The 15633-nt window shown below is 46.1% G+C and carries 18 protein-coding genes; 11 read left to right on the top strand and 7 right to left on the bottom strand.

All coding sequences use genetic code 11. The features are described 5' to 3' along the window. Positions 1–26: 26 nt before the first annotated feature. Positions 27–644, bottom strand: a complete 618-nt coding sequence (gene rdgC, locus ACNI23_RS08715; RefSeq protein ID WP_420247983.1) for a recombination-associated protein RdgC — start codon at positions 642–644, stop codon at positions 27–29. A gap of 243 nt (positions 645–887) precedes the next feature. Here rdgC and ACNI23_RS08710 point away from each other — a divergent pair, with 243 nt between their 5' ends. From ACNI23_RS08710 to ACNI23_RS08700, 3 genes are all read left to right on the top strand, one after another. Further along, positions 888–1091 (top strand): hypothetical protein, encoded by a 204-nt coding sequence (locus tag ACNI23_RS08710; RefSeq protein ID WP_420247981.1) that lies wholly within the window; start codon positions 888–890, stop codon positions 1089–1091. A 90-nt stretch (positions 1092–1181) separates the two neighbouring features. Then, positions 1182–1553, top strand: coding sequence for a hypothetical protein (locus ACNI23_RS08705; protein WP_420247979.1), 372 nt, complete (start codon positions 1182–1184; stop codon positions 1551–1553). Positions 1554–1709: 156 nt separating this feature from the next. After that, on the top strand, positions 1710–2147 hold the full coding sequence (locus ACNI23_RS08700; protein WP_420247978.1) for a response regulator: 438 nt from the start codon (positions 1710–1712) through the stop codon (positions 2145–2147). An 86-nt stretch (positions 2148–2233) separates the two neighbouring features. Here ACNI23_RS08700 and ACNI23_RS08695 read toward each other — a convergent pair whose 3' ends face one another. Both ACNI23_RS08695 and ACNI23_RS08690 read right to left on the bottom strand, forming a co-directional pair. Beyond that, complete coding sequence (locus ACNI23_RS08695; RefSeq protein WP_420247976.1) at positions 2234–3196, bottom strand: D-2-hydroxyacid dehydrogenase; 963 nt, start codon at positions 3194–3196, stop codon at positions 2234–2236. Between the two features lie 36 nt (positions 3197–3232). Next, a complete protein-coding gene (locus ACNI23_RS08690) occupies positions 3233–3784 on the bottom strand; it encodes a PilZ domain-containing protein (protein ID WP_420247975.1) in 552 nt (183 codons plus the stop codon). Between the two features lie 224 nt (positions 3785–4008). Between ACNI23_RS08690 and ACNI23_RS08685 the strand changes: the two genes are divergently transcribed. Continuing rightward, positions 4009–4152 carry a hypothetical protein gene (locus ACNI23_RS08685; protein WP_015852496.1) on the top strand — a complete coding sequence of 48 codons (144 nt, stop codon included), beginning with the start codon at positions 4009–4011 and terminating at the stop codon, positions 4150–4152. A 63-nt stretch (positions 4153–4215) separates the two neighbouring features. Here the strand turns inward: ACNI23_RS08685 and ACNI23_RS08680 are convergent, their stop codons facing one another. Both ACNI23_RS08680 and rfbA read right to left on the bottom strand, forming a co-directional pair. Continuing rightward, positions 4216–4701, bottom strand: coding sequence for a hypothetical protein (locus ACNI23_RS08680; protein ID WP_420247973.1), 486 nt, complete (start codon positions 4699–4701; stop codon positions 4216–4218). Further along, the gene (gene rfbA / locus ACNI23_RS08675; RefSeq protein ID WP_420247972.1) at positions 4701–5582 is read right to left on the bottom strand and encodes a glucose-1-phosphate thymidylyltransferase RfbA; all 882 of its coding nucleotides are present in this window, start codon (positions 5580–5582) and stop codon (positions 4701–4703) included. Before rfbA ends, ACNI23_RS08680 begins: the two co-directional genes overlap by 1 nt. A gap of 132 nt (positions 5583–5714) precedes the next feature. Between rfbA and ACNI23_RS08670 the strand changes: the two genes are divergently transcribed. From ACNI23_RS08670 to ACNI23_RS08650, 5 genes are all read left to right on the top strand, one after another. Further along, a complete protein-coding gene (locus tag ACNI23_RS08670) occupies positions 5715–6419 on the top strand; it encodes a DUF1614 domain-containing protein (RefSeq protein WP_420247970.1) in 705 nt (234 codons plus the stop codon). Positions 6420–6439: 20 nt separating this feature from the next. Then, entirely contained in the window at positions 6440–7216 is a 777-nt protein-coding gene (locus ACNI23_RS08665; protein WP_420247968.1) for a MogA/MoaB family molybdenum cofactor biosynthesis protein, read from the top strand. A gap of 112 nt (positions 7217–7328) precedes the next feature. After that, entirely contained in the window at positions 7329–8753 is a 1425-nt protein-coding gene (locus ACNI23_RS08660) for a TolC family protein (protein WP_420247966.1), read from the top strand. A gap of 112 nt (positions 8754–8865) precedes the next feature. Beyond that, positions 8866–9105 (top strand): dual CXXC motif small (seleno)protein, encoded by a 240-nt coding sequence (locus tag ACNI23_RS08655; protein WP_420250563.1) that lies wholly within the window; start codon positions 8866–8868, stop codon positions 9103–9105. Positions 9106–9122: 17 nt separating this feature from the next. Further along, the gene (locus tag ACNI23_RS08650; RefSeq protein WP_420247965.1) at positions 9123–10034 is read left to right on the top strand and encodes a lytic murein transglycosylase; all 912 of its coding nucleotides are present in this window, start codon (positions 9123–9125) and stop codon (positions 10032–10034) included. Positions 10035–10263: 229 nt separating this feature from the next. Here ACNI23_RS08650 and ACNI23_RS08645 read toward each other — a convergent pair whose 3' ends face one another. Further along, a complete protein-coding gene (locus tag ACNI23_RS08645; RefSeq protein WP_420247963.1) occupies positions 10264–11367 on the bottom strand; it encodes a glycosyltransferase in 1104 nt (367 codons plus the stop codon). A 178-nt stretch (positions 11368–11545) separates the two neighbouring features. Between ACNI23_RS08645 and ACNI23_RS08640 the strand changes: the two genes are divergently transcribed. Further along, complete coding sequence (locus ACNI23_RS08640; RefSeq protein WP_420247961.1) at positions 11546–12424, top strand: glycosyltransferase family 2 protein; 879 nt, start codon at positions 11546–11548, stop codon at positions 12422–12424. A gap of 46 nt (positions 12425–12470) precedes the next feature. Here ACNI23_RS08640 and ACNI23_RS08635 read toward each other — a convergent pair whose 3' ends face one another. After that, complete coding sequence (locus tag ACNI23_RS08635; RefSeq protein ID WP_420247959.1) at positions 12471–12833, bottom strand: molybdenum cofactor biosynthesis protein MoaE; 363 nt, start codon at positions 12831–12833, stop codon at positions 12471–12473. Positions 12834–12862: 29 nt separating this feature from the next. Between ACNI23_RS08635 and ACNI23_RS08630 the strand changes: the two genes are divergently transcribed. Then, positions 12863–15502, top strand: a complete 2640-nt coding sequence (locus ACNI23_RS08630; RefSeq protein ID WP_420247958.1) for a hypothetical protein — start codon at positions 12863–12865, stop codon at positions 15500–15502. Positions 15503–15633: the final 131 nt, after the last annotated feature.

Here is a 15633-nt window from a genome sequence, read left to right as displayed (position 1 = left end):
CTCCTTTGAGTAGATTCTTTAATTCCCTAGCCTACGAAGTAGGTGGGGTCGAGCGATTCAAGTTTCTGTACAGCCTCTTCGCCGAGCATTTCCATGGCCAGAAAGAAGGGAGTCAGTGGTTCGAGAGTCAGTTCGAAAGTGTCTGAAAAATGGTCTGTGAACAGGTCCATGACCTTGGAGTTGGTGGCAGCAAGGTAGACCCGGTTTTCAGGTACGTTCCAGACCACATCAAAAACCGCCGGGATGGGCAGGGAGCGTGCGCGCAGCTTAAGGGAAACTTGTTCCTTGATTTCCCTTTTACGGTCACGGGAGATGAAGTTTTTTCCCTCTTTCTTAGCTTCAGCCAGCTCATGATTAAGCGCAATCTGGAAATGTTTTTTCAGTACTGCGGGCTGGATTCTTCGGGTATCAAGGCGCAGGGAAAATGTGAAGTACTGGGCTTTTTCCGGCGGAGATACAGCCCATTTGTCATCAAGCATATCATCCATGTTTACCCAGCCGAAGGAACGTTCTTCAGCAGTATGGTCAATATCCTTGAAAGCAAATTTAGCTAATTTTTCGGGTATTTCCCGGATCAGATCATCGCTGACGTCTTCCAGGATCCTGTATCTGGTGATTCCTGTGCTGGCTGAAAGTATTGGCAAAGTATGCTCCTTGAACCGACTGTCACCCTTTTGGCACTGCCGGATTTATTTCGCTGTGATGATAAACACAAACGTTATCTGTTATGACCATTTTTTCAGGATGTAAAGGGAAAGAATTTCCTATCTGCTTAGTATGGCATATTAGGTGCATAATATATTTCAGTTGTAGAAGATTGTAAATCAGGTAACTGCCCAAAGGAGGATTCAGTCAATATGAGCTGAAGCAAGCCGGTGGAGGTCATTATGACTCTCATTGAAGTACGCACCGAAGGTAACTATATAACAATTGGTAATCAGCGTAGAAAAAAGTTGACATCCGATGGATGCAACGAGCCGTTTAAGGATCGTTTCTGGTGTCCGCGCAAGAAGTGGTTTATGAAAAGTCCTTGTCCTTTCATGAATAAAATTGAATGCGGAAACTACCGGCATATGTGCGGTTCGTTATGAGAACTCAGTATAGGCTGAATATTTTTAACTCCTCTTGCTTTTGTGCTGGCCGGGTCCTAATATGCCTGCAAAACAAAAGCTGGAGGAGTTATGGTTTCCGGTAATCCATATGAATTGCTGGCGGACAGGCTTGAAAGTATTGCCAAACAGATTCGCGAAATAGAAGCAGAGGCGCATAAAGTACTTTATGATAATAATGATGACGCCGGCTACAAAGAATTAATGCGCCGAAAAGCCATGGTACTGGCAGGTCTCTTCGATGAAATTGCACCATTGACTGAATCAGTTCAGAATGAAGTAAAAGAGCGCATTGAGCGTTTTTCTCTTTCTGCTTCCCAGTCCCTTGAGGTTGGCAGTGTCTTTTTTATGTCCGCACTTCTTTATCCGGATGATTACAAGGACGGAGATCCTAATGATCTGGAGTTGTTTGCGGCAAAGGTAAGGGCAATGTCCGGAAGATAAATAAGTTAGCACTTGCTACTTTGGTTAGCTGTGTTATTTTGTCTCTATGGGCGGTTGCTTTTGGTGATGTGTTAGTATATCAAGTCTGGTCGGGGCATAGGGAGGAGCAGGCTGTTTTCGGGGGTCTGTTTTTTTGAGTTAGTGCAGGGTGTATAAATGCTTGATGCAGAAAAAAGTGCTGTCGGTGTAAAAGTTTTGGATGGAGCGGTTAGGCCTTTGAATATTTTACTTGCAGAAGATTGTGAGAACAATGTGCTTCTGGTGCAGTTGTACTTGAAGAAGTTTCCGTATTCCATTGATGTAGCTGAAAACGGCAGCGAAGCTTTCGAATTGTTCCAACGTAACGAATATGATGTGGTTCTCATGGATATTGAAATGCCTGTAACTGACGGTTACGAGGCAACCACACTTATTCGCGGTTTTGAGAAAGAAAACAGCCGGAAAAAAACCCCCATCGTCGCTGTAACTGCACATGCATTGCCGGAAAATGAAGACAAAGCTTATGAGGTCGGCTGTGATTTCTTTTTGACCAAACCTGTTCGCAAGGCAGACCTCATCTTCACTGTTCAGAAATACGGTGCCGGTGAAATCTGATATTTTTATATAGTTAAATGAGACCAAATAAAAAGGGCTGATATAGATATCTATATCAGCCCTTTTTATTATTTTAGTGATGGTTCCTAAACCCCGTTAACTACATTTACCGCTTTTCCTTGCAGGAAGGCTTTCACGTTAGCCACGGTAATTCCGGTCAGTCTTGAGCGGGCCTCAAGGGTTGCCCAAGCGATATGCGGAGTAATGGTCAGGTTGGGTGTCCCTGAAAGGGGATTGCCGGGGAGCATCGGTTCTTTCTCTACCACGTCAAGAGCTGCTCCGGCTATAACTCCTTCTGTCAGAGCTTCAGCCAAGGCAGCCTCATCAATGAGAGGTCCGCGCGCGGTGTTGATCAGGTATGCATTTGCTTTCATAGTTGAAAGCAGTTCTTTGTTGATAAATTTTTCATTTTCGGCTGTCAGCGGACAGTGCAAGGAGACTACATCAGCTTCCCGGAAGAGTTCTTCAAGGGAGACGAAGTTAAACGGACTGTAATGCGGTTCCGGTTTCGGTCTTGGTGCATAGGCTAGAACTTCCATGCCGAAAGAATTGGCTATTGTTCCAACTTTCTGGCCGATGGCGCCGAATCCGACGATTCCCATCTTCTTGCCAGCCAGTTCGATGAGCGGTGCGTTCCAGAAGCAGAAATCTTCCTGCTGTGCCCATTGGCCTTCTTTCACTGCCTGATCGTGCATGGCGACTCTGTTGGCATGGTTAAGAATCATGGCAAAAACATGCTGGGCAACAGAGGGCGGAGAGTAGTCCGGGACATTTGATACCGGGATATTTCTGGCTGCTGCCTCATCAAGGTCGACCACGTTATATCCGGTGGCAAGTACTGAAATAAATTTGAGTTTGGGCAGAGCCTTGATAGTGTCCGCATTCAGAACGGTCTTGTTGGTCAGAATAATGTCCGCTTCAGCGGCTCTTTCGAGAATTTGTTCCGGTTTAGTGCGGTCATATACAGCCAGTTCGCAGAGCTCTTCCAGTCCGGTCCATGGATTGTCGCCTGGATTTAATGTGTAGCTGTCAAGAATAACTGTTTTCATGGGCTTTTTCCTGTTATTTCCGGCCTGTAGTCGGGGTTAGAGCTTTATTTTTTTCTTGGAAGCAGGAGTGATGCCGCGTTTTTTTTGGGCTTCAATTTCTTTTGCCATTTCTTCTTCTGTTGTGTCAGGGTGTTTGCCGGAGTGTTTTTTCTCGATTAAACGTTTCTGGGCGGCAAGTACTATCTTGCTGATAACTTTGTCTTGAGCTCTTTCAAGTTCTATAAATTCACAGCCCACTATTTTCGGGGTTCTTCTGGCAATTTTGAGCTTAACATTTTTCAGAACCGGTTTTCCGGACCAGAGCAGTACCGCCTCGACAACAGTGCCTACGGGAAATTCTTTGTTGCTGGCAAAACCGATGCCGCCGGCGCTGATGTCCAGTATGCGGCATTTGACTCTTGGGGTGCGACAGATGACATGCATATTATCCACGTCAATTCTGAAAGCACGCCTTGCGGCAGGTATATCTTTTTGCGGCTTGAATTCAATATCCAGTGATTCTTCCGCATTTCTACCAAGCATGCGGTCCAGCTTGGTCTTTAGTTTGCCCATCAGTCCGGATTTGCTCTCTGTTTTATCCTTCCCCATTCTCATCCCCTGGTGAAATTAAAAAGAGTAACATCAACTAGCTGTTGTATAATTCGCTAGTATAGTTAAGCTTAATTTATTTCTATCTATGCTTTATCATATATATATGAAGCAGTTTGTCAATATTTATACTTAAACTAGAGCTTGACATTATTGAGAAATATAGCGAAGACTAATTAAAATTTTTGTAATGAATCGGGTTAAATACTTGGAGGTATTTGGGAATGATCGGCGAACTTATCAGCAACATGGGCCACAGCACCACTGCTGGCTTTGTAGGTGTATCACTCATTTTTGGTTATCTTGCATGGATGCTTTTCATGATCTTCCGCAGGATTAATGAAACCAAAAACGAAGGTCATCATTAAGAAATTTTAGAAAAGACTATTTGTTCTTTTCAAATAAAAAAGGCCCGCAAGTGCGGGCCTTTTTTATTTGAATTTGTTGTTTATCGCTGTCAATTGCTCCAGCACTATCTCAAGTTGTGCGTCAAAGATATGAGCGAGATCTTTCAGCTTCTGATCTTTGGCTTTGGCTAGAATATCCCGGATGAATGCTTTGCGCCGACTGAAGTCGTTGTGTGCATATCCACATTTCTTTTTAAGTAATTCCGCTTCCCTGTTTTGAAAATTCTTTTCGCGTTTAACAAGGTTGACTACAGAGAAAAGCGAAGTCAGGCTGTGAACTTGCATTTTGCTGGTTTTGCACATGTCGGCCATGTCCTGCAGTGCGTATACCCGGTCCGGTTTGGTGTCGGCTCCGGCTATCTTCTCTATTTTCATGCCTAGAGTTCTGAAGGAGGCTTCAACTCCTGAAAGCTTATCAAACTGGGCTGAGATGTCCGAGGTTCCGCAAAATCCTGCACATGGGGCCAGCAGGGCCAAGGTGATAATCAATGTGATGATTGTTTTTTTCATTAACTTTTCGCCTTTGCGTCGTTGTAGATTCCCATCAGATATTGTCCGTAGTCATTTTTAAGCATATCTGTAGCCATGTCTTTAAGTTCTTCAATGGAAATATATCCCATACGGAAGGCGATTTCTTCCAGACAGGCCAGCATGAATCCTTGTCTTTCCTGAACCGCTTCAACATAAGAAGCGGCGCGGAGCAAAGATTGGTGGGTACCCATGTCCAGCCATGCATATCCGCGCCCAAGCAGCTCTACATTAAGCTTACCGCGCTTGAGATATTCGTTGTTCACATCAGTGATTTCCAATTCTCCGCGGGAAGAAGGCTTGATGCTCTTGGCGATTTCAATGACCGAGTTGTCGTAAAAATAGAGCCCTGTTACCGCAAATTTAGATTTGGGGATTTCCGGCTTTTCCTCAATGCTGATCACGGTCTGGTTTTTGTCGAATTCTACAACGCCATATCGTTTGGGGTCCTTGACTGCGTATGCGAAAACAGTCCCGCCTTCTTCCAGTGCAGCTGTCTTTTGCAGGATGTGCGGCAGGTCGTGTCCGTAAAATATGTTGTCGCCGAGGATCAGGCTTACGCTGTCATCGCCTATGAAATCCTCACCGATAATGAACGCCTGCGCTAAACCTTCCGGTTTCGGCTGTACTTCATATGAAATGTTGATCCCCAGATTTGAGCCGTCACCAAGAAGGTCTTTAAATCTATGCAGGTCTTCCGGGGTGGATATGATCAGGATATCACGGATACCCGACATCATATGGATGGAAAGCGGGTAGTAGATCATGGGTTTATCATAAACAGGCAGGAGCTGTTTGCTGACCACTCTTGTCAGGGGATAAAGTCTGGTACCAGACCCCCCGGCCAGAATAATTCCTTTCATTTTATACCTTCCTTACAGTGATTCTCTCTGGTAAGCCGTAATTAAATTAACAATAAATTCTTGAGGTGTCTGCATTTATAGCATTAAATAGCCTGAATTTGTCCAACTTCGCAAACAAGGAGTTTACGTACTATGCGCGGCCCCATGTTTTCACTGCCCACTGTAGTTTTTCTGGGCGTCATTTTTTTTGTCCTCATATTCTTTTTGTTTATATTTGTACAGGTTGGTCTCATTACCGTAGCTTTCTCAAAGCTGGGGCTGACTGCGGGACAGGGTTTTCTGCTCCTTATAGCCACTTTATTCGGAAGCGGGGTTAATATCCCGGTCTTTCGTTCTGAAAGACTTGTCCCTGATGTGCGAATCAGGCAGGTACGTATGTTTAACCCCTATTCTCCGCTGGATGTACAGCGCGAAGCAGCAACCCTAACCAATCAGGTTGTTGCCGTGAATTTGGGCGGTTGCGTAATTCCGGTTCTGCTGTCCTTGTCTTTACTTAGCAGATCCGGGTTTGACTTTTCTATTCTGCTTTGCGTGGCATTGGTGAGCGCGGCGACTTACGCCCTTGCCCGGCCTATTCCCGGTGTCGGGATTGGTATTCCGGTGCTTATCCCGCCATTAATTACCGCGTTGGCGGCTTTGATTTTTGTGCAGGGTGAAATGGCACCTATAGCGGCTTATGTTGCCGGAAGCCTCGGTACTTTGATAGGTGCGGACCTGTTGCACCTTGCTACTCCGGCCACCCGCAGGGTGCTTGATGCTCCGGTGGTTTCTATCGGCGGGGCCGGAACTTTTGACGGAATTTTTATTACCGGGATTCTGGCTGTATTGCTGGCCTGATTTTCATAAGGAGTTTTTTTGTGTTTGAATGTGATTTTTCTACGACAAATGGAGTAGGTCCCGGAAGCAGAATTGTGTTAGGTGATTCCAGTTTCCTGCCGAAGGGATGTGTCTGTGCTGCAGTTTTCGGGGGGACCAAAGGACTGCGGGCCGGGATGGTGCTTGAGAACGGTGGAGTCGAACTACTGCGCATTATATCCGGCTTTTGGACTTCCGGGGTTCCGGGTGCAAAGTCATGGATTGCTGAGGTCCTTGCTGAATTGCCGGATACGACTGCTCCTTTAACCATAAAAAAAGAAGGCTACTCCCTAGCTTACGTCACTTTGAGTGATAAGGGGGCCGCAGGCGAAAGAAAAGATGAAGCCGGGCCGCTTATTGCCGAAATGATAAAAAATGCACTTCCGGTTTCCATTGCCGAAGGTTATCTCATTCCTGATGAGTGCGCTGATTTGAAAGCTCTGCTTATGCATCTGGCGCACGTAGACGGTTATGACCTGATTATGACCACGGGCGGAACCGGAGTTGGGCCGCGCGATGTTTCTCCTGAAGCTACTCTGGCCGTAATCGAAAAGCGTTTACCGGGATTTGAAAGGGCTATCACCGCTACTGGATTGGAAAAAACTCCCCACGCAATGATTTCGCGTGCTGTTGCCGGTACGCTCGGGGAAAGTGTAGTTGTTAATTTCCCCGGTAGTCCCAAAGCTGTGCGGGAAAGTCTTGAAGCTGTACTGCCCGCTTTGAAGCATGCAGTGGACAAGCTGCAGGGAGATAAAACCGATTGTGCGGCTGTTTCCTAGTGTTTAAAACAAAATTGATGCTTGATTCCTTCCGCTGGAACATCTATATAGGTTTTGATTTTTGTATATTAATTCTTCCAAAGATAATAACCACACGTTCAGGATGTGTAGAATGAAACGCAATGTTCCGTTTTTATTAGTTTTGATTTTCATGCTGTCATCAGTTTCCTTTGCTCATGCACAGGATCAGGGAGAAAACACCCTCGGTGAAGCAAAAGCACCGGTCTCTATGGAAGAGGCTACAGCACAGGTCCCGCAGGCTGTCACTGATGACGCTGTGGGTGCTGAGGTTAAACTCACCCTTGAGGAGTGCGTAAAGCTTGGGCTGAAGCAGAACCCGTCCATCATTGCAGCTCGTAAAGATCTGCTGGCGGCTGAAAGCGATGTAAAGAGACAGCGCGGAGCCTTCGGTGGTCCTGTTACTGCCAAGTACGGTTACACTCATTTTGATGACACGCCTCGCTCAGGAGATACTCCGGCCGGCTATCAGGACAAGTGGGCTTTTTCAATTAATGTCAGCCAGCCTGTCTTCAAGGGGTTCGAGTTGCTTTCTAAGTACCAGAAAACCAAGCTGCAGCGTGCTTCAACCGAGGCCAGCCTTTACAATGCAGAACTGACCCTGATCAGTAATATTCAGACTTCTTTCCTGACCCTGCTGCAGGGACGTATGGAAGTTAAAAGTAAGCAGGACTCTGTTGCCCGTCTGCAGTCCCAGCTTGATGTTATTCAGGCTTTCTATCAGGTCGGCCTTCGTCCGAGAGTTGATGTTCTGCAGGCTGAAGTTGAGCTTGCAAACGCAGAACAGGATCTGCTTATCGCCAAGAACTCCGTGGATTCGAGGGCTGCAAGGTTGAACACTTTGCTCAACCTGCCCATTGAGAAAAAAGTGGATTACTCCGGTGAGCTGACCTACCTGCCGTTTTCAATGACTCTTGATCAGTGCATTGAGAAAGCTGACAAAGGCCGTCCCGACCTGAAGATTGCCCGTAAGGCAGTTGAAATTTCAGAAGAAGATGTGACCATCGCCGAAAGCGGTTTTTATCCCGATATTACTGCTGACTTCAATTACAGCAGTGATGGTGATGATCCTTCTGTCAGCACCAACAAATACAACTACCGCAACCGCCCCGATTCCTGGAATGTAGGCGCTAACCTGAACTGGGAAGTTTTCAGCTGGGGTCAGACTTACTACGACACCAAGCGCGCCGAAGACAACGTAAAGAAAATCAAGGCTGAGTTTGATAATACCCGCCTTGAAGCTTCCTACGAAATTAAGGACCAGCTGCTCAGACTCAAAGCTGCTGCCGACCGTATCGGTGTTGGCCGTAAGTCCGTTGAAGCAGGTCGCGAAGGTTACAGAATGGCCATGGCCCGTTATCAGGCTCAGGTCAGCACCAACAACGAAGTGCTTAACGCTCAGTCCCGTTTGAGTGACAGTGAAGCACAGCTGATTCAGGCTCTGTCTGACTATCAGGTTGCACTCGCTAAACTTTACGTTGCCATGGGTGACATGAATCCCTCCCTTAAAACTAACTAAGGACCGGGATCATCATACTCTGATATGATTGATTTTATCCGGCAGACTGCCAGTAGGCAGTCTGCCGGATTTTTGTTGTGGACAGAAAGCTTTGATGAAATTTATATTGCGGATGAGCGGAGGGAAAATGTTTAGAGGGCGTAGTCTTTTCAATAAGAAGCATGACAACAACCCCGATCAAGAGGGGCGTTGCAGCAAGTGTGGTGGAGATCTGTATACGCATCGCGAGTGACGCGGCGTGTTTTTACGCTGCGGGTCCTGCGGCAGTAAATTCAATGTAGCTGATTATTCGGAATACATAGACGACGATTTTGAAGAAGAAATGGCTAATGTACCCATGAACAGGCTTTAACGGAGTTAGACGGTAAAATGTTCAGGAAACTGGCAGTACTTTTTCTTATTTTATTTCTTGGAAGCAGCGGTTTTGTTTACGCTGGAGATTCACATAGCTGGGACGAACTAAAAGATAGACTTGTGGCTGATGGATTCAACCGCGAGTATGTTGATACTGTCTTTTCCGTCAGTTCATTGGAGTATGACTCGGCTATGATGGCTCGCAAGATGCGGGTTTTACTCAAGCGAAGATTTGAGCCCCCGGCAAAAAAAGTTGCCCGGGAAAAGGAATTTGATGAAAGGTACGTCGGTCCGATCATGTTGGCCGGCGGATACTCTTATCTTCGTGAGCATTACACTCTGCTGCAGAAAATTGATAAAGAATACGGTGTAGCGCCGTCAGTGTTGGTTGCACTTCTATTGGTAGAGACCAAGCTTGGGTTTACCCTTGGCGATGCTCCTGCTTTCAGCAACCTTGCTAACATGGCTGCCAGCCCTGATCCTCTTAAATTTATTGATGAACTCGGTTATGAAAAGCTGGAAGAAAAAGATCTGGCCTGGCTTAAAAAAAGGACCAGGAAAAAGGCTGACTGGGCCTACCGTGAGCTTTCCGCGCTATTAAAGTTTTCATCTGAAAACTCCCTTGTCCCCACAGAGATTCCCGGCTCCCCTTACGGAGCTTTTGGAATTTGCCAGTTTATGCCCAGTACCGCTATTCACTACGCTGTAGATGGCGACAAGGATGGGCGTATCGACCTTTTCAGCCGCGAGGATGCCCTTTTCAGCATGGCAAGTTTTTTGAAACGCCACGGCTGGAAAAATTCCCTGAGTAAGAAAAAGAAGCTCAAAGTAATCTACCGCTATAACCATTCCATGGTCTACGCCCGGACGATTTACGAAGTCTCCCGGCAGCTCGAAAAAATACGTTCCACTTTCGGACCTGAGTAATATTTGCCTCCGGCGACCCTTCGGGGACCCTGTCGGGGCCTTAAACCCTTTGCAAAGGGTTTAAGAATCCCAAACTTTTTTGTTAAGCTTCGCGTATAAATTGGCTAGGCAATTTTCAAAACAAGACCGCAATATCTTTCGAGATATTGCGGTCTTGTTTTGATATTAATCTTGATAAGCTATATGCGAAGCATAGTGAAAGTTTTCCCTTCTCCAGACGCCGGGGGCATCACAATATGCCTTGGTATAAAGTCATGGTCCTTTTCAGGAAGTCTTCTCCTGATAGTTGGGACATTGTTCTTTTGTGTTCAGTAAGAAGTCTTTGCCTGAATTCAGGGTCGTTGATTGCTTCGGTCAGCTTGAGCGAAAGTTGATTGACATCCTGCGGGGGTACGAGTGCTTCTTGCGGCAGAAGGTCGGGCATTACACCTACTGATGTTGAGATCAACGGTATTTCGCAGGCCATGATTTCTAGCGCAGCACGGGCAATGGTCTCAGACCAGAGCGAAGCAATTACCCCGATATCCATAGCTGAGATGCAGGCTGTTACGTCTTCACATTTTCCGCTGATGGCTGTGATATCGGTCAGTCCGTTACTTGTGAGCCAAGTATCAACTTCATGCTTGCTGGTCGCTGTTGGGAAGCCTATCAGGAATAGCTTGATGCTCTTGCCATGAACGTTGTTGCGGGTTTTAGCCAGAGCCTCGATGAGTTCCTTCTGACCTTTAACCCGGTCGAACCGGCCAAGCATGCCGATGACAACATCGTCTTCGCTGAATCCGTATTTTCCTCTTACCTGCTGGCGACCTTCGGGATCGAAGCAGAATTTATCACTGTCTACACCGCCGTGGATTAACCACAGGCGGTTTTCGGCCAGTTCCATTTTATTTAGAAAATGGTCGGCCATTCTTTTATTGGTTACCACAACTGCATCAGCTACTTTGGAATGCAGGTAGCGGTTGAAGAAGTCGCTTTTTGGTAGCCGCTGGTCACCTCTGGTCCTGACCAGTTTGTAACCCATACCTATTTTGCGCAGGATACCCCACCAGAAGAATGCTTCGCCGCGATGGCAGTTTACCACTTGCGGTTTGTGCTTTTTGATCAGGGAATATACCTGAGCACAGGCCTTGATGAGTTTATGCGGATGAGCGGAGTTGAGTTCAATGGTTTTAACATTGAGTCCCATTTCAACTGCTTTTTCCTCGGTTTCAGAGCCGGGGACTGTGATGAGAAGGACTTCGTGTCCGGCATCCTGCAGGAGTTTGCTCAGGTAAAGGGCATACCACGAAGTGGCATTGAACCAGCGTACGTTGATGACTTGGAAAATTCGCATGTGAGTATATGATATTCCGTAAAAAACTAATGGGTCGGGCAAAATAACCGATATTCAATTCGTTCAGATTAAAAATCCGTGCATGTGCAGCTATACACAGCCTATGTTTTTTTATTAACATGATCAAATACGTTTTTATATGGACATGCTTTTTTATTGCAATAATACAGGTGATTAATTGGAAAGTTTTAATAATGAACCCAAAGTGTCCGTGATTATACCGACTTATAATCGGGCTGAGAGGGTGTGTAAGGCAGTGGAATCGGTTCTGGCGCAGACGTTTACGGACTTTGAATGTCTGGTGGTGGACGATGGTTCCACTGATGGTACTGCTGAAAGGCTTGCGGAATTCGATGATCCCCGGTTGAAGATTATCCGGCAGGAGAACAAAGGTGTTTCTGCTGCACGCAATTTCGGCATCGCTGCCTCGCACGGTGGTTTTATTGCGTTGCTTGATTCCGATGATGAGTGGGTGCCGGAAAAACTTCTGAAGCAGGTGCCGTTTATGGAGAAGGCTGGCTTTGAAATCAGTCAGACTGACGAAATCTGGATTCGTAAGGGCAAGCGGGTCAACCAGTGTAAAAAGCATGAAAAACCGGAAGGGATGTTTTTCGAACGTTCACTTGAAATGTGTATGGTCAGTCCTTCTTGTGTGATTTTCAGCCGGAAATTCTGGGATGAACTGGGACCTTTCGATGAAGAGATGCCTGCCTGTGAGGATTATGACCTCTGGATTCGGGCCGGGATTAAGTATCCGGTGGGGCTTTTGCGCGAGCGACTGACCATTAAACATGGCGGCCGTCCAGATCAATTATCTAATAGCGTAGGGTGTTTGGATTTATACAGAATATACGCTATAGTGAAATTGCTTCAAGCAGGAATCCTGTCTGCTGATGAGCGGAAGATGGCCCTTGATGAACTTCAGCGTAAGGCCGGTTTTTATATCGGCGGATGCAGGAAGCGGGGGCGCGATGAACAGGCCGTGCGAATAGAACGGTTGGTGCAGGATATTGTGGATGGAAAGACGGTCCTGCCTGTTGAAATTATCGAAAACTAAAGGGGCCGGGATGTTTTTAAACTGACCCGGTCCCCTGAATAATTTCTTAGGCCAGAACTTCTTTTTTAGTGAAAGCTTGGGCCTTGACTGTGTCAAGCAGGCTGGAGAGACATGCTTTGACGTTTTCGCGGATATCTCCGGCTACGATGAGAAAAAGTACGTCATCGCCGGGTTTGAACACGCCCTCGTTAGCGTGGGCCACAATTTTATAAATTCCGGGATGTTTTTCATGTTCCTGACGGATTTGTTCAATCTTTGCGTGGTCGGCCTTGATTTCGATTCCGGTTACTTTTTCACGGGTACCTCGCGACCAGCCTCGGACGACTCCGTTATGGATCAGGATCATGCCGACATTATCGGCGAATTCAGGGTCCTGTTTGAGTTCAGCAATTTTTTTTGAAATGTCCATAGTACCTCCGTAAGTAAGGAGTTGTTGTTTTGTATTCGATCTCAAGCTTATTTGAAAAATTCCCGGTTGTCAGCCATTCACGCATGGTAAATCGTGGATTCGGTGTCTGGATGGTCTGGGCTGACACTCTTGAAGACTCCATTGTCCGCAGCATGCGCGATTTTGGCGGTATGCTCATGAGTGAGGAGCATAATCAGGCTTATTGGTTCTTTTTCAGTGATGATGTTTTCCGGGTCGTGGCCCGCCTTGAAATCTGGGCAAGACTCAATCCTATGCCTGTATACATTCAGGTTATGCCGGCAACACTCCTTGTAGACTACAATCGGAATCTTTCGCTTAAAGTTGATGGAGAGTTTACTAATCAGGAAACAGCTCTGCCTACGGAATTTGAGATTTTAATTCATCCCAAGCTTGCCGATTCGGTAAAGACCATAGCAGGATTGAATCTGGAAGATACCAGAACACCTACAGGGATATCCAAATCCGGCTGGCAGGCTTTGGTCCCTGATCAGGGGTTGGGCTATGACTCCCTGCAGAACTGGTATTTTATTCTTATTCCGGTGGGCAACCCGTCAGACAAGGAATTCATTAAGGGATGGCGCTCTTTCTTCTCTGAAGTTCAGGTCATGCTCCAAAAATTGGGCATCCAGTACATAACTTCGGACGTCAAAGTAATTATGCCCATTGCGTCTTTTTCTTTATTGAGGACTTTTTTGCGTGAGTTGCTCATGCTCATTAATCGGGTCAGGAGTAATGAGCAGACCGAGGAGGTCTCTTATTGGCCCTCAGTTATGGCTCTTGTTCCACAGATGAATATGAGCTTTAACGATGAGGTTATTCGTAAGGTAAACCTTGATTGGGATAAGCTTACCCCTGATTGCCCTCACTTGCGTTATCGGGATGCGTTTTTGCTAGGATCTGATTTTGCCGTAAACGAAGTTCGTTTCGGTAGTGAACAGGAAAATGTGGATGGATGGTGTCATGTCAGTTTAAGGCAGGGGGTTCATGATACAAGTTCAGCAGCAATCTCCGTAACAATTTCGCGCCGTGTTTCTGTCGGTGAGATGGATGATTGTTTTTATTGCGGCATGAAGAACCATCATCCTTCGGAATGTCCAAGCCGAACCTTGCAAGGTCTTGATCCGGTGGTTTGGAAACAGCTTGCAGCCATTGAAAGTGAAAAGTTCAATGAGGGATTTCAGAATATTGATTTGCAGATGCAGGGCAAGGAAAACGTTGTAGAAGAGTTCTCCAGGCTATTGCATAATGGTAAGGGATATGAAGGAATTATAACCCGTTCTCTGTTTGCAATTAATGCTATTTCTCAGTTGCGAACCTTATACTTGGTGTGGCGTAGCCGTGGCAAGGATTGGCCTCTTGGAATCAAGGATCAGGGACCGGAAGAGGGCGAACTTATCTGGTCGGCTTATGAAGCCATGCAGAACGGTGCGAGAAGTGAAGCTGAGACCTTGATTAAAAATGCTATGATCAGGTTCAGCCGCAGTTTTCAGCCCCGTTCATTGATGGCGTTTTATGAACTTGAGGGTGGCGATCTTGAACAGGCATATTTTTATTGGCAGGAAGCTGAAAGACTTTGTTACTCACCATTGCAGCAAGGATATTTTATCTATTTGCAGGGCAGGATGCGAGAAGTAATGGGCGAGTTCGGTGAGGCCAATGATATTTATAAAAGAGCACAAAATATGTGCCCGGAATGGCTTGAGCCACAGTATCGACGAGCTGTCTGCATGGTTAAAATGGGATTTGCGGAGCAGGCCATATCTACATTCCAGAATATAATCGAAAAGGATCCGCACTATTTTAACCGTGTAGCAATCGACCCTGAGCTTGATCGCGGCAGGTTAACCGTTTTGCAGGAGATGGGAGAGCTTTGGGAGATTGCCGAAGCAGAGGCCAAAGAAGTTGCGTCAGGGATGGATACTCTTTCTTCTGATATTGCCCAGTGGTTTGAGGAAGGGCACGAATTTGCAGACGAAGCTGCCAGATTTATGGATCGCATGAATAAGCTGTCCAAAATTAAGAACTATGTAGCTTTCAGACAGCTGACCAGCGGTATTGCCCGTCTTACTGAGGAAATTGAGAAACGTGTTGAATACGAGATTAAGGTAATCAACAAGAAGCTTGAAATATATCGTGAGGAATTGTTGGATGTTCAGCGTGAGGCTTCATGGTTTCCATTTCCAAAGCTTTTGACTGAATTTAATGGTGATTTTAACTATTGCGCGGATAAAATTTATTGGATTAAGACCCAGCAGCTCAATGTTGCTGAAACATTCCGCAAGACTCAGCGTTACTTGGACCGTATTGATGACCGTCTGAGGAAGTTGCGCAAAAGGCTGGTCACCCTGCGGGTTATTCGTGACTCAACATTGTTCATTATGCTTTTGGGAAGAAGCTTTATTTGGCTGGAAGTGGTCTTTCTCGGGCTGGCCTTGCTGTGTATTCCCATGTTGATCTACTACTCGAATAATTTTCAATCGAATTTCATTGTCGATATGATTATTCGCCAGAAGTGGGAGTTTCAGAAAGGTTTAATTCTGATTTTAAGTATTCTGGCCCTTGCCATTGCTGCTTTCCGTGCAGCGGTAGTTTTCGAGAAAAAGAAAAGGGAACTTTTTCTCATCGATGACGGTAAGGATGACGATTGATCTGCTGATTACATTTAAATTCAAGGCCTTCCCGGTTTGTTTCCGGGAAGGCTTTTTTGGTGGAATTTATAAAAGTTGCTGTTGGTACGTTTGCTGCAAAACCTATGTTGAAAAAATATTTTTTTGACAGA

This window comes from Maridesulfovibrio pacificus (SeqCode), from assembly GCF_048612815.1.
Taxonomy (GTDB): Bacteria; Desulfobacterota; Desulfovibrionia; order Desulfovibrionales; family Desulfovibrionaceae; genus Maridesulfovibrio; species Maridesulfovibrio pacificus.
Note: the sequence above shows the minus strand (reverse complement) of the source record. Positions and strands in the feature narration are given on the sequence as shown.